This window comes from Streptomyces thermocarboxydus (genome assembly GCF_024760485.1).
In the GTDB taxonomy this organism is placed as follows: Bacteria; Actinomycetota; Actinomycetes; order Streptomycetales; family Streptomycetaceae; genus Streptomyces; species Streptomyces cellulosae.
This window is the reverse complement of the sequence record NZ_CP058273.1, coordinates 6186935-6213353: the sequence shown is the minus strand read 5'-3', so window position 1 is coordinate 6213353 and position 26419 is coordinate 6186935. Positions and strand designations below refer to the sequence as shown.

The 26419-nt window shown below is 70.8% G+C and carries 19 protein-coding genes and 1 pseudogene; 9 read left to right on the top strand and 11 right to left on the bottom strand.

Going from position 1 to position 26419, the window contains the following annotated elements; translation table 11 throughout:
- Positions 1-46 precede the first annotated feature (46 nt).
- Complete coding sequence (locus AY578_RS28330) at positions 47-1042, bottom strand: zinc-dependent alcohol dehydrogenase (RefSeq protein WP_258906023.1); 996 nt, start codon at positions 1040-1042, stop codon at positions 47-49.
- Positions 1043-1150: 108 nt separating this feature from the next.
- On the opposite strand from AY578_RS28330, the gene AY578_RS28325 reads away from it, so the two are divergent.
- Entirely contained in the window at positions 1151-1924 is a 774-nt protein-coding gene (locus tag AY578_RS28325) for a CDP-alcohol phosphatidyltransferase family protein (RefSeq protein ID WP_136239336.1), read from the top strand.
- Positions 1925-1954: 30 nt separating this feature from the next.
- Here AY578_RS28325 and AY578_RS28320 read toward each other — a convergent pair whose 3' ends face one another.
- Entirely contained in the window at positions 1955-2503 is a 549-nt protein-coding gene (locus AY578_RS28320) for a hypothetical protein (protein WP_136239335.1), read from the bottom strand.
- Positions 2504-2721: 218 nt separating this feature from the next.
- Between AY578_RS28320 and AY578_RS28315 the strand changes: the two genes are divergently transcribed.
- Positions 2722-3327, top strand: coding sequence for an HD domain-containing protein (locus tag AY578_RS28315; RefSeq protein WP_019527383.1), 606 nt, complete (start codon positions 2722-2724; stop codon positions 3325-3327).
- Between the two features lie 53 nt (positions 3328-3380).
- Here AY578_RS28315 and betT read toward each other — a convergent pair whose 3' ends face one another.
- From betT to AY578_RS28300, 3 genes are all read right to left on the bottom strand, one after another.
- Positions 3381-5504: a choline BCCT transporter BetT gene (gene betT / locus AY578_RS28310; protein ID WP_276607598.1), complete on the bottom strand. Its 2124-nt coding sequence runs from the start codon at positions 5502-5504 to the stop codon at positions 3381-3383.
- 179 nt (positions 5505-5683) lie between these two features.
- Entirely contained in the window at positions 5684-7243 is a 1560-nt protein-coding gene (locus AY578_RS28305) for a GMC family oxidoreductase (RefSeq protein ID WP_028961369.1), read from the bottom strand.
- 67 nt (positions 7244-7310) lie between these two features.
- On the bottom strand, positions 7311-8792 hold the full coding sequence (locus AY578_RS28300) for an aldehyde dehydrogenase family protein (protein ID WP_019527386.1): 1482 nt from the start codon (positions 8790-8792) through the stop codon (positions 7311-7313).
- A 547-nt stretch (positions 8793-9339) separates the two neighbouring features.
- On the opposite strand from AY578_RS28300, the gene AY578_RS28295 reads away from it, so the two are divergent.
- Complete coding sequence (locus tag AY578_RS28295; protein WP_028961370.1) at positions 9340-10254, top strand: YceI family protein; 915 nt, start codon at positions 9340-9342, stop codon at positions 10252-10254.
- Positions 10255-10287: 33 nt separating this feature from the next.
- Here AY578_RS28295 and AY578_RS28290 read toward each other — a convergent pair whose 3' ends face one another.
- Positions 10288-10728: a hypothetical protein gene (locus tag AY578_RS28290; RefSeq protein ID WP_258906021.1), complete on the bottom strand. Its 441-nt coding sequence runs from the start codon at positions 10726-10728 to the stop codon at positions 10288-10290.
- 611 nt (positions 10729-11339) lie between these two features.
- Between AY578_RS28290 and AY578_RS28285 the strand changes: the two are divergent.
- The 3 genes and pseudogenes from AY578_RS28285 (at position 11340) to AY578_RS28275 (ending at position 16506) form a co-directional block, all read left to right on the top strand.
- Positions 11340-14210 (top strand): annotated as a pseudogene (locus tag AY578_RS28285) (ABC transporter substrate-binding protein).
- 104 nt (positions 14211-14314) lie between these two features.
- Complete coding sequence (locus AY578_RS28280; RefSeq protein WP_161107294.1) at positions 14315-15130, top strand: M23 family metallopeptidase; 816 nt, start codon at positions 14315-14317, stop codon at positions 15128-15130.
- Between the two features lie 296 nt (positions 15131-15426).
- Entirely contained in the window at positions 15427-16506 is a 1080-nt protein-coding gene (locus AY578_RS28275) for a trypsin-like serine peptidase (RefSeq protein WP_258906020.1), read from the top strand.
- 75 nt (positions 16507-16581) lie between these two features.
- Here AY578_RS28275 and AY578_RS28270 read toward each other — a convergent pair whose 3' ends face one another.
- Complete coding sequence (locus AY578_RS28270; protein WP_161107292.1) at positions 16582-16911, bottom strand: hypothetical protein; 330 nt, start codon at positions 16909-16911, stop codon at positions 16582-16584.
- A gap of 295 nt (positions 16912-17206) precedes the next feature.
- Between AY578_RS28270 and AY578_RS28265 the strand changes: the two genes are divergently transcribed.
- The gene (locus AY578_RS28265) at positions 17207-19984 is read left to right on the top strand and encodes a glycosyl hydrolase (protein ID WP_258906019.1); all 2778 of its coding nucleotides are present in this window, start codon (positions 17207-17209) and stop codon (positions 19982-19984) included.
- 125 nt (positions 19985-20109) lie between these two features.
- Positions 20110-20844: a hypothetical protein gene (locus AY578_RS28260; RefSeq protein WP_136239329.1), complete on the top strand. Its 735-nt coding sequence runs from the start codon at positions 20110-20112 to the stop codon at positions 20842-20844.
- Positions 20845-20894: 50 nt separating this feature from the next.
- Here AY578_RS28260 and AY578_RS28255 read toward each other — a convergent pair whose 3' ends face one another.
- The gene (locus tag AY578_RS28255; RefSeq protein WP_258906018.1) at positions 20895-21263 is read right to left on the bottom strand and encodes a hypothetical protein; all 369 of its coding nucleotides are present in this window, start codon (positions 21261-21263) and stop codon (positions 20895-20897) included.
- 164 nt (positions 21264-21427) lie between these two features.
- Positions 21428-22633 (bottom strand): erythromycin esterase family protein, encoded by a 1206-nt coding sequence (locus AY578_RS28250; protein ID WP_161107290.1) that lies wholly within the window; start codon positions 22631-22633, stop codon positions 21428-21430.
- A gap of 59 nt (positions 22634-22692) precedes the next feature.
- Between AY578_RS28250 and AY578_RS28245 the strand changes: the two genes are divergently transcribed.
- On the top strand, positions 22693-23415 hold the full coding sequence (locus tag AY578_RS28245) for a TioE family transcriptional regulator (protein ID WP_026243330.1): 723 nt from the start codon (positions 22693-22695) through the stop codon (positions 23413-23415).
- Between the two features lie 17 nt (positions 23416-23432).
- Here AY578_RS28245 and AY578_RS28240 read toward each other — a convergent pair whose 3' ends face one another.
- A complete protein-coding gene (locus tag AY578_RS28240) occupies positions 23433-24464 on the bottom strand; it encodes an alpha/beta hydrolase (protein WP_019521661.1) in 1032 nt (343 codons plus the stop codon).
- Between the two features lie 288 nt (positions 24465-24752).
- Positions 24753-26402 carry a phosphodiester glycosidase family protein gene (locus AY578_RS28235; RefSeq protein ID WP_161232500.1) on the bottom strand — a complete coding sequence of 550 codons (1650 nt, stop codon included), beginning with the start codon at positions 26400-26402 and terminating at the stop codon, positions 24753-24755.
- Between the last annotated feature and the right edge of the window lie 17 nt (positions 26403-26419).

Here is a 26419-nt window from a genome sequence, read left to right as displayed (position 1 = left end):
GCTGGCTTCCTTCCCGCGTTCAGCGTCTGTCGTGTCTTTTCTCAGGTCAGGCGTGTGCGCCCGCTGCGGGGTCGTCGTACCGCACCCGGTGGCACAGGGCGGGGATGTCGCCGGAGGCGAGCCGGGGCATGACGTCGGGCAGTTCCTCGAAGGGCGACTCGCCGGTGACGAGGGCGTCGAGGGCGGGGTCGGCGAGCAGGTCGAGAGCGAGGGCGAGGCGGTCCCCGTAACCGCGGTGCGCGCGGGCCGGGGAGACCGTGCCGACCTGGCTGCCGCGGAGGGTGAGCCGCCGTGAGTGGAACGCCTCGCCCAGCGGCACGCCCACTCTCCGGTCGCCGTACCAGCTGAGCTCCACCACCGTGCCCTCGGGCCGCAGCAGCTCCAGCGCGCGGGCGAGCCCCTGTTCGGTGGCGCTGGCGTGCACCACCAGGTCGCACTCCCCGTCGGCGTCCGCGGGCAGGGCGAAGCCCACGCCCAGGGCCTCGGCCGTCTTCGCCCGCGCCGGGTCGGCGTCGACGAGCTGGACGCGCACTCCGGGGAAGCGGGCCAGCAGCGCGGCCACCGAGCAGCCGACCATGCCACCGCCGACCACGGCGATCCGGTCGCCCACCAGGGGCGCCGCATCCCAGAGGGCGTTGACGGCGGTCTCCACCGTGCCGGCGAGCACCGCCCGCCCGGCCGGCACCGACTCGGGCACCGGCGTCACGGCCGCCGCCGGCACCACGTACCGCGTCTGATGCGGGTACAGGCAGAACACCGTCCGTCCGGTGAGCGACTCAGGCCCCTCCTCCACCACGCCGACACTCAGGTAGCCGTACTTCACCGGCCCCGGGAAGTCGCCCTCCTGGAACGGCGCCCGCATCGCGGTGTGCTGGCTCTCCGGCACCCCGCCGCGGAACACGAGCGTCTCCGTGCCCCGGCTGACCCCCGAGTACAGGGCGCGCACCACGACCTCGTCCGGTCCCGGCTCCGGCAGGTCCGCCTCACGGATCTCCCCCCGGCCAGGTGAGTCGAGCCAGAACGCACGTGCGGCGCGGTTCATCGAAGTCCTCCTGAACGATCGGGAACCTGCGCGCGTACGGAGTGGTGCACAGGCCGCGCACAAGGTAGCGGCGTTGATCGACTCTGTCACACGGCCGGAGGGTGTTCGGTGGCCCTGAACAACACGTACGACGCGAGGCTCGTCCAGCAGGAGACCGCTGTGGGAGCGGGCGTGCAGATCCTGCTGCTGGCCCTGATCGGTACCGCGATCGGCATGGGCCCCGCGGGCTGGGTCACGGGCCTCGCGTTCGCGATCGCCACCTGGGCGGTGCTGTCCCGGGCCCTGCACCGGGCGGGGTCGCGCACCTTCGGTCCGGCGAACCGGGTCACCCTCGGCCGGGCCACCCTCGTGGGCGGGGTGACCGCTCTGGTCGCGGACTCGTTCCAGGACTCACCTCCTGTCTCTCTGTTCGTCGGTCTGACGGCCGTGGCCCTGATCCTCGACGGCGTCGACGGCAAGGTCGCCCGCAGGACCGGCACCTCGACCCCGCTGGGCGCCCGCTTCGACATGGAGGTCGACGCGTTCCTGATCCTGGTGCTCAGCGTGTACGTGGCGATGGCGATGGGCCCCTGGGTGCTGCTGATCGGCGCCATGCGCTATGTGTTCGTCGCCGCCGCCCGGGTGTGGCCGTGGCTGACCGCGCCGCTCCCGCCGAGCACGGCCCGCAAGACGGTCGCGGCGCTCCAGGGCGTGCTGCTGCTGGTGGCGGCCTCCGCGTACCTCCCCCACGTGGTGAACGTCGGCGTCGTGGCGCTGGCCCTCGGCCTGCTGGTGTGGTCGTTCGGCCGTGACGTGCTGTGGCTGTTCCGCACGCACCGGGTGACGCAGGCGATTCCGGTGACGGTCGAGCTGCGGGCGCGGCGGGAACTGGTGGCGAGCTGACGTCCCCCGGCCGGCACGCGAGCCGCCCTGCTATTCGACTCCCGTGGCGTCCAGCAGCCGCACCAGCTCCTTCCGCCCGTACCCGAGCCGTCTCGACCGGTGGGCGGCCGTGAGCACCAGGTGCGCCAGAGCGGCGGCCGCGTCACCGTCGCCGCACCCCGAGTCGGTCCACTCCCCCGGTCTCCCGTCGGCCCGCAGACCGTTCATCACCACTCCGTGGTCGCGGCGGATCTCCGCGACCGTGCGGGCGACGGCGTCCAGCAGCGTCTTCCCCGGGCGCTCGCAGCGCAGGGCGAACAGCCCGTGGTCCGTGGGCACACACCCCTCGGGCGGTCTCTCCCGCAGCCCCGCGTACCGCTCGTCCCCGAAGCCGCAGTCCTCGTCGTCCTCCTCGTGCACCAGCAGGAAGCGGTGGTGTCCCGGCGGGACCGGGGGCGGCGGGGGCGTGTACTCCCATCCCGCGTCCTCGTAGAGCTGCCGCGTCACCTCCTCCTCGTCGGTGTGCGTCACGGTGAAGCCGTTGGCGTCGTTGCGTCCGGTGACCGTGCCGTCGGCGTTCCGCAGGAACTGCAGGCTCATGGTGTCTCCCCCGTCGTCGGTGCCTCCCGGGAGCGACGACCGCCCCCGTCACCCCGTCGAACGGCCCGCCCGGCAGCCAAGTGCCCGCTTCGCCCGTGATCACCGGATCGCGTGAAAACACCGGAGGCGGGAACTCCTCCGCCTCACCTGCCCGGCAGTCCCCCCACCTGCCCGTGAACTGCCCTCCCCCTCCCACCTGCGGTTGTTACGCTCCCCGGGTGAGGATTCCGGGACCAGAAGAGATCCGGGCGCTGCACGAGAAGCACGCGCCGACGGCCGAGGCGTTCGCCTCCGTCCACCGCCACTGCGAGCTCGTCCGGAGCGTCGCCGAGCAGCTGCTGGCGTCACCGCGCCTCGCCCACCTCGACGCCGGACTGGTCCGGGCCGGCTGCCTGCTGCACGACATCGGCGTCTACCGCCTCTACGACGACGAGGGACGGCTGGACCACAAGAACTACATCCGGCACGGCGTGCTCGGCCAGGAACTCCTGGAGAGCGAGGGCTACCCCGACGCCCTCTGCCGCTTCTGCTCGCACCACACCGGTGTCGGACTGACCCGGGAGGACGTCGAGCGCCAGAACCTCCCCCTCCCGCCCGCCGACTACCTGGCGGAGACGCCGGAGGAGCGGCTGGTGATGTATGCGGACAAGTTCCACTCCAAGTCGCACCCCGACCGGTTCCTCACCCCGGACGCCTACGCCGCCCACGTCCGCCGGTTCGGCGAGGAGAAGGTGACCGCCTTCCAGGCGCTGCGCGAGGAGTTCGGCGACCCGGACCTCACCCGTCTCACCCGGCAGGCGGAACTGCCGCCCGTCACCGGCTGAGGAGGACGGGCGGCCGTACGGAACGTCGCGTCACACCAGGGAGGTTGCCCGGCTCACTCCTCCGGCAGATGCGCGTCCGGTGCGTCCGGCCGGTGGTCGGGGAGGCTGGAGCGGGTGGACGCGTCGTGGCGTACCCGCAGGAACTCCAGGTACCGCTCGTACTGGTCGAGGGCGTCAGCGATGAGCTGCTCCTTGGTGTAGCCCATGACGTCGTAGTCCTGGTTGCCCTCGGCGAGGCGGACCTCGAACCGCACGTAGGTGTCGCGCCCCTCGACCGACCGGGTGGCGAACGCGGGGGTGGGGCGCTCGACGGGCCACACCTCGTAGAGGAACACGTCGCCCTCGCCGACCGGGACACGCAGACCGACGTGGGTGAGGCCGTTCTCCTCGACGGTTCCCTCCAGCATCTCCGCCTCGGCGCCCTGCTGCCGCAGTTCGTGCACCACCTCCTCGAAGGCGGGCCGGGCCGTGTGGTCCACGAACCGTTCCGCGGCCCTCCGACCGGGGAACGACATCGCGCGCGCCAGCCGGTGCCGCCAGTTCGGCGCGACGTGCGGACCTTGCTGCACCGTGCGCCCGGAGAGCGAGCCGGGCAGCGTGGTGACCCGCGCCTCGACCTTCATCCGTTCGGTTCTCAGCGCGAGGAAGAGCCCCGCCATGATCAGGAACATCACGAAGGAGAACGGCAGGCCCATGATGATGGTGGCGTTGGTGAGTGCCTGCACACCGCCGACGATGAGCATCGCGAGAGTGAGCAGGCCGGTCGCCACCGCCCAGAAGATGCGCAGATAGGTCGGCGCGTCCGTCATCGGGGTGGGCAGGTCGGCGCTGAGGTTGCCCATCACCAGGGCGCCGGAGTCGGCGGAGGTGACGTACAGCAGGAGACCGACGAAGGTGGCGAGTCCGGCGCTGAACATGAAGCCGGGGAAGTGCTCGAGCAAGGTGTAGAAGCCCTGCTCGGGGACGTTCATGGCGGTCTCGCCGAACTCGGTGTCGCCGTCGCGCACCAGGAACAGGGCGCTGTTGCCGAAGATGGCCAGGAAGAGCCCGGTGAAGAGGAACGGGATGACCAGCGTCGCCGCGACGAACTCGCGCAGGGTGCGGCCGCGGGAGATGCGTGCCAGGAACAGTCCGACGAACGGCGCCCAGGCGACCCACCAGGCCCAGAAGAACAGCGTCCACGTGTCGAGCCACTCGGTGGGCTGGTCGTAGGCGAAGGTGTTCAGGGTCATCGACGGGAAGCCGCTGACGTAGTCGCCGACGTTCTGGACGATGGCGTTGAGCAGCCGGAACGGCTCGCCGACAACGAGGATGTAAAGCATCAGCAGGGCGGCGAGCAGGATGTTGAGCTGCGACAGCCGGCGGATGCCCTTGTCGACGCCGGACACGGCGGAGATGGTGGCCATGCCCACCGCGATGACGATGAGCGCGATCTGCGCGGTCAGTCCCTCAGGGATGCCGAAGAGCGCCTTGAGGCCGTAGTTGAGCTGCACGACGCCGATGCCGAGGGTGACGCCGATGCCGAAGACGGTGCCGATGATGGCGGCGAGGTCGACGGTGTCGCCGATCCGGCCGTGGATGCGGCGTCCGATGATCGGGTACAGCGCGGAGCGGATGGCGAGCGGCAGCTTGTACCGGAAGGAGAAGTAGCCGAGCGCCATGCCCATCAGGGCGTACATGCCCCAGCCGGTGATGCCGTAGTGGAACAGCGTCCAGACGACCGCCTGCCGGGCGGCCGCCAGGGTCTCCGGGTCGCCCTCGGGAGGCGCGAGGTAGTGACTGACCGGGCCCGACACCGAGAAGAACATCAGGTCGATGCCGATGCCCGCCGCGAACAGCATCGACCCCCAGGTGAACAGGCCGTAGTCGGGCTTGGCGTGCTTGGGTCCGAGCTTGATGGCGCCGTACTTGGACGCGGCGATGAAGATGACGAACAGCAGGTACAGGGTGGCCGCGAGGAAGTAGTACCAGCCGAACCAGTGGGAGATCTTGCTGACGACGACACCGATGGTGTCCTCGGCGCCGGACGGCGTGATGATCGCCCAGAGGGAGATCGCCAGGACGAAGATCGCCGACCCGAAGAAGACGACGGGCTTGAGGCGCACCTGGCCGGCCGTCTCGTCGTCGGACGGCAGTTCCTCCGGTGTTCTGGAGCCCTTCTCACCTGCGTTCGACACGTCGCTCTCCTTCTCGGCCTCGGCTGCCGGCCGCCACGCCGGATGTCCGGTCCGCGGCAGGGGCGCCCGGACGGTTCCCGGCCACCGGGGCGCGTGTACCCCGCGGCCCCGACGCCACGACGGCACTCCCGCCGCGGGCGTCGGTCCTCGTCGCGGCGGACCGAGGAACCGTCACCGCGTCACCGCCCGGCCGGACCGGGGCGCCCGAGGACGAGGTCGGCGGCGCGTTCGGCGGCGAGCAGCACCGTCACCATGGGGTTGATGGTGGGCATCGTCGGGAACACCGAGGCGTCGACGACCCGTACGCCCTCGGCGCCGCGCAGCCGCATCTCCGGGTCGCACACGGCCATCGGGTCGTCGGCTCCGCCCATCCGGCAGGTGCCCGCCGGGTGGTAGACGGTGTGGGCGACGCGGCGGCCGTACTCCGACAGGTCGGCGTCCGACGTGACGTTCGGGCCGGGCGCCACCTCGCGGACCAGCCAGTCCTTGAGCGGATCGGTCGCGGCGACCTCACGGGCCACCTTGAGCCCCTCGACGACGGTGCGTTCGTCGTGGCCCTCGGGATCGGTGAAGTACCGGAAGTCCAGAGCGGGTTTCTCGGACGGATCGGAACTGCGCAGCCACATACGGCCGATGGAACGGGCGCGGGGCACGTTCGGCGTCATGCACACCCCGTGCTCGGGGACCGGGTAGCCCAGCCGTTCGGTGTTGACGGTGAACGGCACCTGGTAGAAGTGGAACATCAGGTCGGGCCGCGGCTGGTTCTTGTCCATGCGCAGGAACAGACCGGCGTCGGAGTCCATCGCGGAGTTGGGCGGCAGCGGGCCGCGGGTCTCCCAGACGATCACCGACTCGGGGTGGTCCAGCAGGTTCTCGCCCACGCCGGGCAGGTCGATGTGCACGTCGATGCCGAGGCGCCGCAGGTCGTCGGCCGGTCCGATGCCGGACAGCATCAGCAGCCGCGGGGTGTCGATCGCCCCGGCGCACAGCAGCAGTTCACGACTCGCTCGTACGGTGGCGGGCTCGCCGTCGGCGCCGCGCACCGCGACCCGGGTGAGCCGGCCCGTCTCGTCGGTGAGCAGCCGGTGCGCCCAGGTCTCCAGCTTGAGCGTGAGGTTGGGGCGGTCGAGGACCGGGTGCAGGTACGCCACGGAGGCGGAAGAGCGCTTGTTGCCTTCCGGCTCGTAGGCGAGGGAGAAGAAGCCGGTGCCGTCGGCGAAGGGCTCGGCGTTGAAGTCGTCGACGACGGGGACGCCGGTGGCGCGGGCGGCGGCGGTGACGAAGTCCTTGGCGATCGGGTTACGGTCGGCCTCCGCCACCGGCACGATGTTGGTCTGCAGCCGGTCGCGGTACGGGAGGATGGTGCCCGGGTCCCAGCCGGTGCAGCCGGCGGCCACCCAGTCGTCGAGGTCCTGCGGCAGCGGCAGGAAGCTGATCAGGGTGTTGTGGGAGGAGCAGCCGCCGAGGACGCGGGCCCGTGAGTGCAGGATGTGCGAGTTGCCGCGCGGCTGTTCGACGGTGGTGTAGCCGTAGTCGAACTCGGAGCCGAGCAGGTTGATCCAGTTGCGCAGGCGCAGGATGCGGTCGTCACCGACGTCGCTGGGTCCGCCCTCGATGACGCAGACGCGGCAGTCGGGGTCCTCGCTGAGGCGGGCGGCGAGCACACAGCCGGCGGTGCCGCCGCCGACGATGACGTAGTCGTAGTCCGACTCCGCGCCGTGAGGGGTGGTGGAGGCCATGGGCTGCCTTTCTTCGGAACCGTGGGGTGCGGGGCTGGTTGGGTCAGGGGCGGTCAAGCAGGGTGGGTCAATTGCCGCTGCTCTCGCCCTTGAACCAGCCGGAGGGTCCCGGGGTGAGGTTCTGGTAGATGTGCTTGGCCTCCTGGTACTCGCGCAGGCCCGTGGGCCCGAGCTCGCGCCCGACGCCGGAGCGTCCGAAGCCGCCCCATTCGGCCTGCGGCACATAGGGGTGGAAGTCGTTGATCCAGACGGTGCCGTGCCGCAGCCGCTGCGCGACGCGCTGGGCGCGGCTGGCCTCGCTGGTCCAGACGCCGCCGGCCAGTCCGTAACGGGTGTCGTTGGCGAGTTCCACGGCCTCGTCCTCGGTGCGGAACCGTTCGACGGTGACGACCGGCCCGAACACCTCCTCCTGCACGATGCGCATGGAACGGTCGCAGTCGGCGAAGATCGTCGGCAGCAGGAAGTAGCCGCGGCTCAGGGCGGGGTCGTCGGGGCGGGTGCCGCCGGTGACGAGCCGGGCTCCCTCCTCCTTGCCGAGGGCGATGTAGCTCTCGACCTTCTCCCGGTGCTGGGCGGAGCTGAGCGGGCCGCTCTCGGTGCCCTCCTCAAGACCGTTGCCGAGGCGGATCTGCCGGGCGCGCTCGGCGAAGGCCTCGACGAACCGGTCGTGGAGGGACTCCTCCACGAGCAGGCGTGACCCGGCGGAGCAGACCTGGCCGGCGTGCAGGAAGGCCGCGTCGAGCGCGTAGTCGACGGCGGCGTCGAAGTCGGCGTCCGCGAAGACGATGTTGGGGTTCTTGCCGCCGAGTTCCAGGGCGATGTTCTTCGGCCCCTCGGCCGCGGCGGCCATGATGGCGCGCCCGGTGGCCAGGCCGCCGGTGAAGGACACCAGGTCGACCTCGGGGTGGGAGGTCATGGCGGCGCCGACGGTCGCGCCGGAGCCGAGGACGAGGTTGGCGACGCCCCGCGGGGCGCCGGCCTCCTCGATCAGCCGGAACAGGGCGATGGTGGTGAGCGGGGTGATCTCGCTGGGCTTGAGGACGATGGTGTTGCCGGCCGCCAGCGCGGGCGCGACCTTCCACGATGCCTGCAGCAGCGGGTAGTTCCACGGCGCGATGAGCGCACAGACTCCGACCGGCTGGTAGACGACGCGGCTGAGCACGTCGGGCCCGACGTCGACGACGCGTCCGCCGTCCTTGCCGGCCAGTTCGGCGTAGTAGCGGAAGGCGTTGGCGACGTCCTCGACGTCGAAGCGGCCCTCGGCAAGCGTCTTTCCGGTGTCGAGGGTCTCGGTGCGGGCGATCTCGTCGATGTCCCGCAGCAGCAGGTCGTGCACCCGCATCAGCAGGTCGGCACGGCGCCGGGTGGGCGCGTTCGCCCAGTCCTCCTCGGCGAAGGCACGACGGGCGGCCCGCACGGCCTTGTCCACGTCGGAGGCGTCGGCCTCGTCGACGGTGGTGATGACGGAGGCGTCGAACGGATTGATCACCTCACGCCGCCCTCCGCCGGCGGCGGTCGTCCAGTCCCCGTCGATGTACAGCTCACCCATGGCGGGCGCCTCCTTAGCATCCGACCGGTGCCGGCTCGGGCCGCCGGCCGGCAGCACGGCCCATCGTGCGGCCGACGGCCACGGCTCGCACGGCCACCGCCGCGTCCGGGTGGTCGGGGTGACTCGGCCGGGCTAGCGCCGGGCCGGGACGGGCCGTCCCTGAGGGCGGAGGAGGCCGGTGCACGGGCCGGCGTGAAGGGACGGCCAGCGCGCCGTGTGGGTCGCGTGACGGGACCGCGGGCCACGTGTGAAGACTTCACGCGACCACGTGGCGTTCACCACAGCACCGCAGCAAAGCAAGACGTTCGCGGAAGCGCCACACCCCGTCGACGGCCGGAATGACGGGGATTCAGCCCGACGGCGACGCATGGACGAGTCACTTCACGCGCCACCTCGATGACAGACCGCCCGGCTCTACCTGTCTATGATCGTTCAATAGTTGACTTCATCGCGCTTGCAACTGTGACCTGCCGCTGTCCGGCGACCGTGAACGCATCCGTCGGTGCACGTCCCGTCGCGGTGCCACGCAGGAGGAAAGGTGAATCGTATGGCCCTCGGACTGCTCCGGCGTCGACGTTCGGGCAGCGGCCGCAAGACCGCACCGGGTGCGGCACTGCCCCTGCCGGCCGGCGCCGGCGCGTACAGTTGCGAGGTCGTCGATCCCATGGGACAGCCCTTGGGCGGTGCCGAGGTCACGGTGACCGCCTCGGACAGTCACCGGGTCGCCGCCCGCGGCACCACCGATCCGTACGGCCTGTTCATGGCGGTGCTCCCGCCCGGCTCCTACAGCGTGATGGTCACGGGCGAGGGTCTCACGCCGGCCCGCAGCGACGTCGACATAGCCGCGGACACCGCCCTCCCCCCGGCACATGTCGCGCTGCTGCCCGCACGCCAGCTGGAACTGCCGTCACCCGGCACCTGGATGTTCGACCCGCCGCACACCGCGATCCGCTTCATCGCCAAGCACGTCGGCATGGCCCACGTGCACGGACGCTTCACCCGCTTCACCGGCGGTATCCGCGTGGCCCCGGACATGCGTGACTCGCAGGTGTCGGTGCGCATCGACGCCGCCAGCATCACCACGGGCAACAGGACCCGTGACAACCACCTGCGTTCCGCCGACTTCCTCGATGTCGAGCGCTACCCGCACATCGATTTCGTCAGCACCCGGTTCGTCTACCGGGGCGGATCGAAGTGGACGCTGAACGGCACGCTCACCATGCACGGCACCAGCCGCTCCGTGGGGCTGGACACGACGTACCTCGGCATGGTGAACGGCGGTTACGAACAGGAGCTGCGCTGCGCGGCCCTGGCGAAGACGGAGCTGCACCGCGAGGACTTCACCCTCAACTGGCGCTCGATGCTGGCCCGCGGCATCGCCGTCGTCGGTCCGACCGTGCAACTGGAGCTGGACGTCCAGGCGATGTACCGCACCTCGGAGACCCCCACGCCCCCGGAGTAGACCGACGCGGCCGGCGACCGACGGCCTCCCGATTCACGCGTAGGGGTCGGGAATCACCTCGGTCGCCGACTCGATGACCTTCTCCACTCGCAGGGCCGTGCTGCGGACGGTCCCCGCCTCCGCGACGAGCACATCGGGCACATGGGACTCGTAGAAGCGGAGGTACCCGACGGTACCCACGGTCGTCGTACGCGCGCCGAGCCACATCACCATCCTGCGCAGGTCGTCGAACTCGTCGGGATGGGTCTCCTGCCGCACGGTCAGCGCCCACTGCGGCCCGTCGGAGCACAACTCCCCGACCAGCGCGCCCCCGATCCGCATCGCCGGCCCGCGGCCGCCCCACAGCGGGTACGCGTAACCGTCGTCCTGCCGGCCGCCCTCCTCCCCCAGATGCCATCGAAGCAGAGCGAGGTCCTGCGGCGGGAGCGCGCCCGGAAGGTCGAGGGTGAGCTGGAGTTCGTAGATGTCGGCCATGATCAGAAGGCTACGAGCCCCGGCGCCGGTGTCATCCAAGCCCCCCGCTGCGGCACGCTTCACTTCACGGCTGCCGACGCGACCGAAACACGTGGGTTCGACATGCGTTTCGGCGCGTTGAACCCGGTGCGTGGTCATCCCGACATCACCAACCCCCGCGTGAACCTTCTCCTGTTGGGGCGCTCTCGGGACAGGAGCAGCCGTGTCGCACATCGAACAGCAGACGCGTTCCCGCGTGGGACGCCTACGAGCAGCACCACTTGAAGCGCGGCACGCCCTTGCCGGACGTGGACCGGATCACCTGGGGGCCCCGGCCTGGACGGGCCGGGCGACGAGGTCCTCGGTGACCTGGAGGGCCTGCGGGTCCTCGACCTGGGCTGCGGTACGGGGCGGCACGCCGCGCATCTGACGACCGAACTCCGGTACACACAAGCGTGTTGAGCCACCGCCCCGCGTCCGCAGGAAATCCAACTTTCGGCACCACCCGTTGTCACAGGCAAGCGTTATTCTCGCTGAGCGCTTGTGACACGTGTGTCGTACGACAACGGGGGGTGTCCATGCTCGGCCGGGACCAGATGTTCCCGCAGGACTGTCCGGGAGGCCACCAGGGCATGTCGACGGGGGCGGGGATCGACGTCCAGCGGCAACTGGAGTCGCTGATCCAGGACTTCCGCGCGGGCGACCCCCCGATGCCGGTGATCGTGCTGCACGCGGAGGACGCCGAGGACGACGACCGTGTGACGGAGCTGGTCGACGAGCTGCGCGAAGGGCAGCAGAGTCACGGTACGCGCCTGGCCGTCGCCCCCACCGAGCCGCCGCAGGACGACGCGGACCCGGACCCCACCGCCCAGGCCGTACGGCTTCTGCGCGACCTGGGTGACAGCCGGAAGTGAGGCGACCGTTCCGCCGCCTACCGCCCCTACTCCTTCCCCCGTCTCGGACTGGTCCGCGCCCTCCAGGACGCCACCGACGACCCGGAGATGGACGAGCACTGGCCGACCGCCCCGGCGGGCACCCCGGACGGCAACGCCCAGCGCGAACAGGCCCAGACCCAGCTGCTCCGCATCCTCGCCCGGCAGCGCTGGCGTCCCCGCAGGACCGCGCCCCGCAACCGGCAGGCGCTGCTCAACGACGTGCAGCAGTTCCTGCCCGCCGGCGTCCTGGGCGCGCTCACCTCGCTGCTGACCCGCCCCGAGTGGTACGTCGCCGTCCTCGCCGGCATCGGTCTGATGATCCTGCTGGCCGCGCTGAACCGTGTGCCCGGGCGCGCGCCCCTCTTCCTGTGGTTGCGCAGGGAGAGCCGCTGGTTCCTGACCACGACGTTCCTCCAGTCCGCGGCGCGCCGGCAGTCGACCAGCGTGCGGCTGCTGCGGCCCGTCCACTCCTGGCGCGCGATCGCCGCCCGCGCCTACGACGTCGCCGAGGCCATGCGGGAGGGCGGCGTCTTCCCCCTCCAGCTGTACGTGCTGGCGCTCTTCGAGGACCTGCGGGACAACCACCGCCGCGCCAGCTGGGACCTGCGCGGCCTCAAGCGGACCCGGCCGCCGGTGCTGATACTGCGCCGGGTGAGCCGCGAGAACGGCGGCATCGAGCTGATCAGGGCGGTCAGCGACGTCCGCAGCCGGCGCAGCGAACTGGACCCCCTGCTGATCGTCGCCGGGGTGGCGGCGGACGACGCCCCGCTGCTCGACCGGGGCACCGACACCGGAACACCTCCGGACGGCGCCAACTCCCGTTCTCAGCTGCTCTCCCGCCCTGCCCGTCTGCAGCAACGCCTGCGGCACTGGTACGACGAGTGGGCCGGGAACCTGCGCGCCGACCAGTCACCGAGCCGCACCAACGCCCTGCCCTGGGTGCTGCGCATAGCGCTCCCGCGCGAGGAGCTGGTCCAGCTGCGGCAGGCGGACTGGCGGTGCGTGCGGGCGCGGCACCGGCCGCCCGTGGCCCGGGTCGTGTGGTCGGCGTACAGCCTCGCGCTGGTCCTCGTGCTGGCCGCCACCGTCGGCGTCGTGCACGCCCGCGACCTGCACCGCACGTACTGCTCGGCGGGTCTGCTGACCGCCGACCGAGACACCGAGCTGCGCCCCGCGCCGGGCGGCGGCACGGAGTGCGTCGGCATATCGACGGGTGACGTACGGTTCGGCTCCCACCTCAAGGGCGGGTCCGACTCGGAGGGCGGGCGGCTGCGCGAGCTGGAGAAGCTGGTGCACGACGAGAACGCCAAGGTGCTGCGCGAGAATCCGCGCGCCTACGTCACCGTGGTGTACGCGGGCCCGCTGAGCTCGGCCGCGGTGGACCCGTCCCTGGTCAAGGGCGCGGAGGAGCTGGCCGGCGTGTATCTCGCCCAGCGTGTCGTGAACGAGAACTACCGCGTCAAGCTACGCGTGTTGCTCGCCAACGGCGGCGCGGACATGGGTCACCAGCGCTTCACCGCCGATGCGATCGCGCGGTACGCCGAGCACGATCCGACGGTCGTCGGTGTCGTCGGCTTCGGCCGCGACCTGCAGAGCAGCCCTGACGTGACGCGGCGGCTACAGGAGGCTGGCCTGCCCATCGTCTCCGGCACCAACTCGGCGACGTATCTGCCGAAGGACTTCTCCAACTGGTTCAGCCTCGCGGCCCCCGACGAGCACCAGGCGGAGGCGCTCGGTCTGGTCGCGCAGCAGCTCCGCGGGAAGGGCGAGGCCCCGTACGCGCTCGTCCTGGCCCGCGACACCAAGGCATCGCAGGACCGCTACACCAGCGAACAGGCGTACTACGGCGGGGAGATGCTGCGTAACAGGGGCTTCCGGCTGCTGCCCTCACGGACCTACCGGGTGGCGAACGGCAAGCCCGAACTGCGGCTGCACGCGGAGAGCATCTGCCGGGGTGAGGACGTCCCGTCGGTCATCTACTTCGCGGGACGCGTCGAGGACATCGGCCCGCTGATGACCCAGCTGGGGGTCGAACCGGGCTGCGCGAACCGCGAGATATCGATCCTCACCGGGGACGACCTGAGCAAGGCCAAGTTCTCCGGCACGGGCGGCCGGGACGGCGTGGCCCCGCGGATCACGCTGTACCACGCGGCGCTGGCGGAACTGCGGGAGGCGGCGTCCGGGACCGCCTTCTACCAGGACGCGGCCCAGTACCTCCCCTGGCTCGGGCCGGGCGAGGCGACCTACGACGCCCCCGGCTTCGCCAGCGGCCAGACGGCCCTCGCCCACGACGCGACCCGCGCGCTGTACTGGGCGGCGAGCCTCGGCGACGTGCGCCAGAGCCGCGCGGCGACCTGGGTCAACCTCAGGGTCGTCAAGCTGGAGGGCATGGCCACCGGCACGATCGACTTCACCGACGCACCGCTGTACGGCGAACGCCACGGCCACAGCGTCGTCCTCGCCCGCGTCCGCAGGACACCGGAGGGGCTGTCGAAGGCGGAGGTGCTGTGCAGCAGGCCGGCGGGGGTGAGCAAGCCGTTGGATGTGAAGCAGTGTTCGATCAGGTAAGGGCGGGCGGCCTGTCGTGAACGCTTCAATTACGGCATCCTGGTCGCCGCCCCTGTCCGCTGACATCGCCGTGCGACGCCGCCCGTCGCAGTTCGGAGACAGCCTTGCGCTCGATACGCATCGCCCTGGTCGGCCTCGTCGCCCTGGTCGGCAGCCTGCTCGTCGCGGCGCCCGCGCAGGCGGCGCCCGTGTTCAAGGCGCCCTTCGCCTGCGGTCAGAAGTGGACGTACAGCCACCACTCGGCCGAGGTCCGTCAGGCGCTCGACTTCGTCCGCAGCGACGGCGGCGCCACGAGCGGCGCGCCCGTCCTCGCGTCGGCGGCCGGGACGGCCACCCGGCATTACGAGGCCAACGGCGCCGGCAACTACATCGTGATCGACCACGGCAGCGGCTGGAAGACCTACTACTTCCACCTCAGCGCCTTCTCCGTCGCCAACGGCGCCCATGTCGGCCAGGGACAGCAGATCGGCACGACGGGAAGCACCGGCAACAGCTCCGGCGCCCACATCCACTACGAACAGCTCCTCAACGGCGTCGGCCAGCGGATCACCATCAACGGCACCGCCCTCGCCTACCCCGGTTCGTACGGCAGTTACCACCTGAGCAGCGACAACGGGTGCGGCGGAGGCGGCCGTTACTGGGTGGACACCTTCGCCGACGCCACGGGCTACGCCCAGCCGAACACCAACGACGCGCAGGGCATCCTCAACGCGGGCACCAACTACGTGTACTGCAAGGTGTGGGGCCAGGAGATCCGCGGCGCGAACGGCACCTACAACCACTGGTGGCTGAAGACGGACCTCGACGTGACCTACGCGGGCAAGAACGGGCGCGGGGCGTACGTGTCGGCGTACTACCTGTCGCGGTGGGGGAACGACGAGGCGCGGGACAACGGCGGGGCGGTCATTCCGGACTGCTGACGGCGCCCCGCCGGCTCGGGTGACGGTGGCCGCATCGGGGCCGCCATCGCCCGACACCGCATGTGGTCGGAGTCGGCCGCCGAAGTCTTCGGCACTACGACACACGGATCGACCGATTGCCGGCGTGTCACCCCGGTGGCACCAACTACCGAATGGGCACCGGAGGTTCACAGGACCACACCGGTGGCCGTGGTTCACTTCCGAGGCGACAGAAAGTGACGAACCGTCAACCGAAAGGTACCGACGAAGTGCACATACGCCGCACACGCAGCGTTGCCACCACTCTTCTGCTCACCGTGGCGCTGATTCCCGCCACCCTCACCCCGGCGTCGGCGTCGGCGTCCGACGCTCCCGCATCCGGATCTCCGGATGTGACGCACGGCGAACAGACCACCGACCCGCGGAAGGTCCGCGACTTCTGGACACCCGCGAGCATCGCTCGTGCCCTGGCCAACGAGAAGAGGGACCAGGCCCGCATCGCCCGTGACGCCGCGGACGCGTCTCCCGCCGAGGCACGGGACAGGGTCCGCCGCAGCGCTCCCCACCTGACCGCGGAGGCCCCTCCGATCCTGCCGACGCCGAAGGGGAGCGCGTCGACGGCGACCGCTGCGGCCGAGGTCCCTGAGATGCCCGTCGCGGAGAAGGTGCCGTTCCCACAGGTCCCGCCCGCGACCGTGGTCGGCAAGATCCTCTACGTCGACGCCGCGGGTGAGGAGCACGGCTGCACAGGCGCCTCGATCGTCGCCGACGGCAAGAACACCGTATGGACGGCCGGTCACTGCGTGCACCCCGGCGACGGCAGCGGATCCGACGGCTTCTACGACCTGGTCGTCTTCATCCCGGGCTTCCGGGAGAGCCTCGAAACACCCGGCGACTACGACGCACCCTGGGGCGAGTGGGTCGCCCAGTCGTTCGTGGCTCCGGAAGCCTGGACGCAGGACCAGGACTACTACGAGGGCGACCTGGCCGCCTTCACCGTCGAGGCCCCGGACGGATACATCAATCTCACCGACACCGTGGGAGCGCTCGGTTACCACTTCGGCGCCGGCTCGGACTGGCCGGACATCATCGACTCGGGCTATCCCGGTGAGGGCTACAACCGCACCGACATGGACGGCTTCACGCAGTTCTACTGCACCGGGGACGTGGTGGACGCCGGGAACTGGAACCCGCTCGACAACCGACTCGAGATGAACTGCGACATGGGCGCGGGCGCGAGCGGAGGACCCATGGCGACTCCGGAAGGGCAGATCGTCGGCGCGAACTCACACGTCGAGAACGACGACCAGGGTCAGCGGATCAACGATCACCTGTACTCGTCCGACCACGGTGACCAGGCCGTCGCGGTGATCAACGCCATCAACGACGCGAACTGATCCACCCGCGGCACCACAGCGGCAATGGCCCCGGCCCGGTTCACAGCCCGGCCGGGGTCATCCGTCACGTGCCGCTCACTCGTCGGCGAAGCCGTTGATACCGGGGTCGAGCTCGTCGGCGCTCGGTGCGTTCACGAGCCGCTGGTGCAGATAACGGGCCCGGATCTCCCCGGTGGTCAGCGTCTCCCAGTCGTCCGGCAACTCCCGTCCGGTCCGCCGGAGTTCCGTCACCCATGCCTCGATCAGTTCCGTCCGGGTCTCCGGCACCCGTGACGCCGACGGGTGCGCCGGCCCGGCCGTCACGGGTGGCGTCCCGTCGTCCTGGACGGACACGACGGCGAACGCCAGGGCGCCGCCCGCCACGAACGCCGCCACGACCACTGCCCAGACCCGCCTGCGCGTCATCCCGATCCCCTCATATGCCTGCTCCGCCTTCACCGTGCCACAGGCCGGTCGACGGGACGACACGACTCCCCCGCACCTCCCCACGTGTGTGAACCCTGTGCGCACTCTTCGCGCCGTCCGCACCAGCCCTGAGGCCCGGACGGCTCCCCTCGGACGCCTCGAAGACCTGACGACTCCCAAGTCCCCGACAGGCTCGCTATGTTCAAACTATTGACACGTGAATTACACCGGCTTTACGTTCCGGCCATCTGAGAGCGCTCTCAGAGACTCCCCCAGTCACAACTTGAGGTGACTCATGCCATCCCCACGCACCAGACCGGCAACCGTTCTGCTGCTGGCGTCGGCCCTCGCCGTCGTCGGCCTGGGCCCGGCGGCCGCCCCTGCGGCGGCCGCCACCGTCCCCGTAGGCGCGGGCAGTTACTCCGACACCCGGCCGGCCGGAACCTCCGGCCCCACGACCAACACGGGCACGCCGGTCACGCCCAAGGTGACCTCCGCCGCCCGGAACCGTCCCGTGCCCACCAACGACTGGTGGTCCTCGCTCGCCTTCCAGCGCTACGGCGACAACCCGTACTCGACCCCCATGTACGGGCACCCCCTCACCTACCAGGCAACCGCCGGCGGCCTCGACGTCGGGTACCCGACGACCCCCGTGATCACCGGTGACGGCCGCCAGTACGAGTTCGCCCACAAGCGCGACCTCACCATCGGACTGACTGGCCTCAACTCCCCCGACACCAAGGCCGACGACTGGTCCGACTGGACGGTCACCCCCTACTGGTCCGACGGAACCCGGACCCTGCGCACCACCATCGGACACGGCTCGCCGTTCGTATACGCCAAGGGCTCGGGCGGCAACGCACAGATCACCACCGCGGGCACGCCCTCCGTCTTCGCCGACCAGGGCAACGTCCTCGGCATCACCGTCGCCGGACACCACTACGCCCTCTTCGCCCCGACCGGCAGCGACTGGAACGTCTCCGGCTCCACCGTCACCGCGGGCCTCGGCGGCAAGGACTACTTCTCCGTCGCCGTGCTTCCGTCCACCGACGCGCTGGCGACGTTCAAGAAGTACGCGTTCAGCTTCGTCACCGACTCCAAGGTGACCTGGAGTTACAGCGGTGGCACCGTCAGGGCCACGTACACGCTCACCACCGAGGCGAAGGAGGGCAGCGAGCGCGGCACGCTCCAGGCCCTGTACCGCCACCAGTGGCTGCACACCACGGACGCGCTGACCTCGTACACGTACGTCTCGCCGCGCGGCACGATGAAGGTGCGCGAGTCGGCGTCGTTCACGACCACCCAGAAGTCGGCGGCGGTCCTGCCCGCGCTGCCCAAGTCGGACGGCGTGGACGCGGCCCGGCTGCGCGGCTACCTGAACGACGTGGTGAACGCCTCCGACCCCTTCTCCGGCGCGGCCGACACCTACTGGACCGGCAAGGCGCTCGGCCGCCTCGCCCAGCTGGTGCCCGTGGCCGACCAGATCGGCGAGACCGGCACCCGCGACCGGATGCTGAACCTGATGAAGGGCAGGCTGCAGGACTGGTTCACGGCCGGTGGCGCGAACGAGTTCAGCTACGACCAGGCCTGGAAGACGCTCACCGGCTACCCCGCCTCGTACGGCAGTGACACCGAGCTGAACGACCACCACTTCCACTACGGTTACTACGTCTACGCGGCGGCGATCATCGCGCAGTACGACCCGTCGTGGGCCGCGGACTCGGCCTGGGGAGGCATGGTCAAGACGCTCGTGCGGGACACCGCGAACCCGAGCCGCACCGACTCCGCGTTCCCCTTCCTGCGCGGCTTCGACGTCTACGCCGGCCACAGCTGGGCCTCCGGCCACCAGGGCTTCGCCGCCGGCAACAACCAGGAGTCGTCCTCCGAGTCGACCAACCTCAGCGCGGCTCTCGTCCTGTGGGGCTCGGCGACCGGTGACGCCTCGCTGCGCGACCTGGGCGCCTTCCTGCTGACCACGGAGTCGGAGTCGATCGCCCAGTACTGGTTCGACGCGGACGAGCAGGTCTTCCCGTCGTCCTTCGGCCACGACACGGCCGGCATGGTGTGGGGCAGCGGCGCCGCGTACTCCACGTGGTGGACGGCGAACCCTGAGGAGATCCACGGCATCAACGTGCTGCCGGTGACCGGTGGTTCACTCCACCTGGGCGGTGAGAAGGCGGCGATCCGGCGCAACCTCGCCGAGATGGAACGGGAGAACGGCGGCCCGGCCGTCGAATGGCGCGACCTGCTCTGGGAGTTCGAGTCGTTCGCCGACCCGGCCTCCGCGAAGGCCAAGTGGGACGCGGGCAACGGCGGTTACACCCCAGAGGAGGGTGAGTCGAAGGCGCACACCTACCACTGGATCAACACGCTGGCCTCGGTCGGCGCCCCGGACGCCACGGTGACGGGTGACATCCCGACGTCGGCGGTGTTCACCAAGGGCACGACGCGGACGTACGTGGCCCACAACCACGGCTCCACGGCCCGCACGGTGACCTTCTCCGACGGCAAGACGCTCTCCGTGCCCGCCCGTTCGACGGCGACGAGTTCGGGCACCGGCTCCACGGACCCGGACCCGGAGCCCGAGCCGCCGACCGGCAACACCTTCCAGCTGCGCACCGGCGGCGTCCTCACCACGGCGACCGGCGGCACGGCGGGCAGCGACACCATTCCGTCGGCGGGCGGCGCCAACCACGACGGCACGCCGTACCAGCCCCTCGTCTACGAGGTGCGCGGCGTCAACGGCACCCTGACCTCGGGCGGCCAGACCTCCTTCCGCTTCCAGGTCGACGCGGGCACGACGGTCGGCCTGGGCCAGCAGGCGCGGGTGAGCTACGACTTCACGGGCGACGGCACGTTCGACCGCACGGAGACGTACCACTACTTCGCGACCGACCCGGTGACGGGCTGGGAGGAGTACACCCAGGCCCGCGGTCTCAAGTCCGCGACGGGCAGCCTGAGCGACCTCAGGGGCGGCACGGTGCGCCTGGAGGTGTGGAGCGCGATCGGCAACGGGGCGTCGAAGCTGCAGACGGGGACGGACAGGTCTGTAGTGGTGATTCCGTACAGCTGAGGTGCTGTGAGCGGTGATGGTGGGGGCCGGGCCTGCGGGGCCGGTCCCCACCGGACCGGGGACCGGGCGGGGGCTCGGGATAAGGTCACGCCCACCATCGGATGCACTCGCCCGTAGCAGGAAACATGAACGTACTCACCGCACTCGCGGACATGCCGAACGCCGCCCCGCTCGCCGGCCTCGACCGGGCGTGTACATGGTCCGTCGGCCCGGTTCTGCACTTCGCGGGCGCGGTGACGGCGGACGGGAGCTGGCTGCTGCAGACGAACCAGCGCGGCAGGCATGACGAGGACCTCGCGCGCGCTGTACTCGCTTTCGCGCGACACCACGAGGAGCGGCTGGTCGTGGAAGGCCGCCCCATCGCGGCGGTAGGCGGCTTCTCAGCGGCTGGCTACGACTTCGACGCGGTGGCAGCCACGGCGCCTGAGGTCCACGGCCACCACAGGACGCGGAACCCTGACCTCACCGCCGTCACGTACATCGTCTTCCCCGCCTTCGACACGGAGGTGTCCGGGCGGGAGTCCCTGGAGGAGGCACAGGCCCGCTACCAGAAGATGCTGAGCCCTGCCGAGATCGGCCGGGAAGCGGTGCCGTTCCTGAAGATGCGCTTCGACAACCCGCGCACGGGCGGCGGCAGCACCAACCCCGGGCGGGCGCTGGCCTACCCCCAAATGTTGCGCCGCGAGATCCCGCAGTTGCAGGGAGCTCCCGGCGGATTCGCCGAGTGGGAGAACCGGATCGGCGAGGTGTGGCGGGTCGCCTGGGACGGGGAGTGGGTGCTGTCCGGAGCGGAAGGTGAGCGGCGCGGCATGAGTCTCGACGAGATCCTGGAGTTCAGCGACGAGACCCTACGGGCCTGAGCCGCGGAGGCAGCTCGGCGGGGCGGTGACGGGAAGGTACAGCCGCGCCTTCAGCGCACCGCCGTCCTCCGGCCCCGCAGCTCCGTCCGATAGTGCATGCCGAGGAAGAGCAGTGCCGCGGTCAGGGCGAGTGCGGCCCACGTCCAGTTCATCCACACCAGGTCCGGATCGCTGACGTAGACGCTTCCGTCCTCCCGTACACAGTCGAAGCGGAGGGGGAGGTAGGAGGCGCGGTGGTGGGTCAGGCCCTCGATCGTCTCCGGGGCGAAGCCCTCGCGGCAGGCCGGGGCAGGGGTCGAGTTGGCGCCGTCGCCGACCTCCGCCTCCGACCACGCGACACCGGCCAGGCCCAAGGCGTACACAGCGCCCGCGACCCAGCCGAGCGTTGCCGCCGTCCGGCGCAGCAGGTGGTCGGCCAAGGCTGAAGCCGGCCGGGGAGCGCCATCGCGGCGGCCCGTGCCGCGGAGATGAGTACCGCGATGGCACAGACCAGGAACAGCGCGAATCCCAATAGTGCGAGCAACGGTTGCGTCGCCTCCCCTCCGGGACGGGCGAAACCGTCGTACGCGCCGTCGCGCCGACTCTAGCCGTGGGGGACGTCGCTCACGTAGACGACCCCGTCGATGTGGGGCAGTTGGGACGGGTCCAGCGGGGCATAGCCGAAGTACGGGGACACTCGGGGGACAGCGGCCATGTGCCGCACTGTGATGTCGAGTTGAGCCGCGTCGATCACATACTGCGGCTCGGGCAGCGCGTGCAGGATGCCCTCCACCGTATTCGGGGGCGGGGCGTCCACGCCCTGGTGCTTCATCGTGCCGAGGGCGGTCGCCAGGTGCGCGTACCGGTCCCCCAGCCGCCTGCTCACCAACGCTCCGGCGCTCCACCACTCCACCTTCGGGTGGCCCCACATGCTCATCGCGCTCTTGTCCCGCTGCAGGTGGCTGTTGTGGGCGTGGACCAGCACCGGGCCTCGGGCGGCGAGGGCGAGGAGGTTGCCGGCCATCATCTCGTCACGGGTGGCGAGCAGTCGGGCCATGCGGGACGGTGACGTGTCCGCCATCCAGGAGTGGTAGCGCAGCAGGCCGACGGCGGTGCGGCCGTACAAGTGTGCTCGGTCGCGGTCGTCCGGTGAGGAGACCGCTGCGAGGTGCGGTGCCTGCGTCTCCAGCAGGGTCACCATGTCGTCCGCGACCAGGCGCAGTTCACGTGCTTCCGGTGTGCGGCCGATTGACTGGGACGGGTCCATCATGGCTGCCTGATCGGTCCAGGGCGCGTCGGGGCCGAGCAGGTCGTCGAGCCTGTCGGCCGTGCAGGGCAGCAGCTCCGCGTCGACGTGGGTCGTCAGGTAGTCGTGCAGTGCGGTGAGAGCCTGGCGCGGGCTCTCGGCGCCTGTGATCTCCAGCGGGCCGTCCATTCCCGCGAACCTGACGTGGTCGTGCGTAGGACGGTTCGCATTGAAGTCCCGCATCCAGCCGACCAGTTCCCGGTTCGCGCGCGAGCCGCCCCAGTCGTGGCTGAAGCAGCGTTCCGTCACGTCGTCGGGTGCCCCCTCACCCGAGGTGACGTACGCGTCCACGGTGAGTGCCCTCAGGCAGTCAGTCTCCAGCGCGATCGTCCGATAGCCCTGCTCTTCCACCAGTTGCCGGAAGAGGCGGTTACGCAGGTCGAGGAGAGCGTCCTCGCCGTGCGTGGGTTCGCCGAGGGCGAGGACGCGGGGGCGGGTCGGCAGCAGTTCCATGACGGCCGACGCTTCGACAGGGCGGGCGAAGTCCTTGATGCCGGTTTCCATGCCCTCAACGGTATCGTTGAAATTACGATGGAGGGTTTGGCCGCTGTATGGTCCGGTACGTGGGTCAGAACCTTCAAACGAGTGGGAAGCTGAGGCCGGTCGACCTCGCACGTCGGCACGGTCTGTCCACCCAGGCGGTGAGGAACTACGAAGAGGCCGGCATCCTGCCGACAGCGGGCCGAACGTCCTCCGGCTATCGCGTGTACACCCCTCTGCACGAGCGGGCGCTGGCCGCGTTCCTCGCCCTCGTGCCGGGGCACGGGCATGCGACGGCGACGGCGGTCATGCAGGCCGTGAACCGTGACGCCGTCGACGAGGCCTTCCAGCTCATCGACGAGAGTCACGTCCGGCTGCTGAACGACCGGCGCACACTGCGAGCCGTGGAGGGCGCCCTGCGCGGGCTCACCGCCGACTCCGCCGCCGACTCGGCTTCCTTCCGGCGAACGTTCATCGGGCCGCTGGCACAGGAGTTGGGCGTCCGCCCGGCGACGTTGCGGAAGTGGGAGGACGCCGGACTCGTCCGTCCGCGACGCGACCCGGTGACCGGCTACCGGGTGTACGACCCGGCCGACGTACGGGACGCGCACCTGGTGCATCAGCTCAGGCGTGGCGGTTACCTGCTCGAGCAGATCGCCCCGCTGATCACCCAGGTGCGGACAGCCGGCGGCGTCGAGCCCCTTGAGGGTGCTCTACGTGACTGGCGTGGCCGGCTGTCCGACCGCGGGCGGGCGATGCTGCGCGGGGCCGCCGCGCTGGACGCCTATTTGCGTGAGCGCGCATAGCGCTCCTCCGTGGTCGGTCAGCTCTTCATACCCAACGCGTCCAGCAGCATCGGCAGTGAGGCGTGCAGTTCGCGTTCCCAGTAGCGCCACGTGTGCGTGCCGGCGCCGTAGAAGTTGGTGGTGAGGTGCTTGGCGCCCACGCGCTTCAACTCCGCCGCGAGGGCCTGGTTCTGACGGTTGAAGTCCGCCTCGAGAGCGCTCGACGCGCCCGGTGTGTCCAGCGGGCCCGTCGTTCCGTCACCGCAGGACAGGTAGACGGGCAGCGACTTGAGGCGCTTCGCCAGGTGGAAGGGGTCGTGGGCCTGCCAGATGCGGCGCTGGGCCACCGGGTCGCCCCACTGCCGGAGGGGATCGTTGCCCTGGCCTGCGAACAGGCCGAGGATGCGGTTGACCGACTCGTCGTTGAGGAGCGGGTGCGCGGAACCCGAGTACGCGGCGGTCGCCTTGAACATGCCGGGGTGCCGGGCGGCGTACAGCAGGGCGCCCTGGCCGCCCATCGACAGCCCGGCGACCACACGGTTGGGACTGGCGCCCCAGTCACGTTCGAGGAGGTGGCGCAGTTCGACCGTGTGGAAGGTCTCCCAGGCGGGGTCACCGCCCTCGCCGTAGTTCCACCAGTCGCTGTACCAGCCGTTCCAGCCTGCCTCGGGCATGACCACGAGCACGTTCCGCAGGCTGTCGGTCTCCGCGACGTCGGTCATCGCGGTCCAGGACGTGTAGTCGCCGCAGCAGCCGTGCAACAGCCAGAAGGTAGGCCAGTGTTGGCGTCGGTCGGACGGGATCCAGCCGTCCGGGGTCAGCAGGCGGACCTTGACGGTGCGGCCGCCCAGCGCCGTCGAGCGGACCGACAGGTCCACCTGGCGCTCCGCGACCTGCGTGACCCCTACGACCTCGGCGCCGCGTCTCCCCGCCTCACCCTGCGCGGAGCGGGTGTCGGCGGCGTCTGCGGGGGTCGGGGCGACGAGCGTCGGTGTGGTCGGTACGAGGGCGAGGATCAGGACGGCGAGGACGAGACGTACACGGCCTCGGAAGGTGACGGCGGCGGTCACGGCGGCTCCCTGCGGTGCTGTTCGTCACTGCGGTGGGGTCGTACGAGGCGAGGAGGTGATGTGCCCTGGGGAAGCATCCACCACATGAGGCGATCGGCGACAGACCGCGGTCGGCCTGTACATGGCCCGCGGGAACAATCCCCCGCTCAGCTGCGGCCATGCCCTCCTGTGGCGGGGTAGTTTGTGGCGCGTCAGGTCGACCGGTGGTCCGGCCCGCACCGGAGCCCGGCTCGCCCGCGTGGCCACTCGCGAATGAGCCGGGGCCGACCGTCCGTCCGATGCCGCTCGTCAGCTCCTGCGCGGCAGAATCAACAGCGCGTCTCCGACCGGCCGTTCGCCTGCCGCGTCCGACGGGTCGTTGATCACCTGGCCATTCGCCACCATGGTCGTCGAACCGCCCCCGTCGAGGTTGACGGCGTCCCGCAGGCCGAGGGAGCGGGCCACCTTCGCGCTTTCGGTGATGCTCAGCCCGAGGGAGGCCGTGCTGCGGCCGTCGGCCGTGACCAGGACGGTGCGGCCGGCCGCGTCGGTGCCGGCGAGGGTGCGGGGATTGCGCTTGTGGACCCAGCCGTAGTACCAGCTGGGGTCGCCCTGGTGCACCATCCCGTCGGTGGCGGGGGTGACGTGGAGGCGTCCGTCCCGGACCAGTTCGGGGCCCGCGTTGACGATGTCCGTCCCCGGTGACGGCGTCACGCGGCGGTCCTGTTCGTCGCGGAGGGTCGTCTCGACGCGCAGGCGCTCGCCGGGGCGGGCCAGCGCCGTCAGTGCGTCCACGTGCCGTCCGGTCGCCTGGATCGAGCTGCCGCCGGACGGGAGGGGGCCGCCGCGGACGGAGCGCAGCTCCAGCACGCGGCCCCGGCTGTCCAGGACGGCTTCCACGCCCTCGCCCTGCGGGGTGTTCGCGCCGTACTCCTGGGTGAACGCGACGAGTTGGTCGGGGTTGGTGCACGTCACGTCGTGCAGGGGCAGCGAGGTGGGGCTGTCGTCCTCGCTGCCGCCGCAGTTGCGGATCAGGCCCGGTACGCGGTTGACGCCGTTAAGGGGCAGGGTGGTACCGCGCGCGGCGACCCGTCCCTCCCAGGTGAGGCGGGTGATCTCGGCGCTGCGGCCGCCGTCGCGGACGACGAGGCCGGGGCGTCCGCTGACCGGTTCGCTCAGCAGGCGTCCGTCGTACACGCCGATGCCCGCCGGGTCGCCGGGCGCGCCGGAGCGGGGGTCCAGGACGAAGAAGCCCGCGTTGACCGCGGCGACGGCGCCGGAGTCGGTGGCGAGGGTGCTGACGGTCTCGCGGTTCTCGATGTCGGGGCCGAAGGCGGCGTCCAGGGTGCCGCGGAAGGTGCGGGGGTCGACGGTGAGGACGTCGATGCGCCAGGGGCCGCGGTCGGTGGTCGCGCCGTCCCAGCCGGTGTAGGTGACGGAGCCGCTGTAACCGGCGTTGATGATGCGGATGCGTTCCGTCGCCGCGGCGGACTGGGAGGTGTAGCTGCCGATGCGGACACGCCAGCCGAGCGTTCCGCCCGCGTAGTCCGTCGTGCTCGGTGTCGTCACCTGTTCGGCCCGTGCGTCGAAGCCGTCGGCTCGCAGGTCGGCGGCGAGTTCCTCTGCGCTCGCCTTGTCCTTGAGGGTGGTCGGGGGTGCGTCGGGGTCGGGTGAGGTGTCGCCGCCGGGGATGGTCGCCTCGACCGTCCAGTGGTGTGCCGGGTCCACGGCGCCGCGCACGATGCGGGTGAGGGTGAGACCGGGCTGCAGGGTCTGTGTGGTGCGGGTTTCGGCGAGACCGGCCGGGCCCAGCGGGAGGGCCGCGCGGGTGTCGGCGGTGCGGGTGTCGGCGGTGCGGGTGTCGGCGGTGGGGCTGGCGGACGCCCGGGCCGGGAGGCCGGTCACCGCCAGGACGACACCGAGGGCCACGGCAGCCCCGCCGAGTCTTCTCTTCTTCATCGTTGACCGCCCTCTCG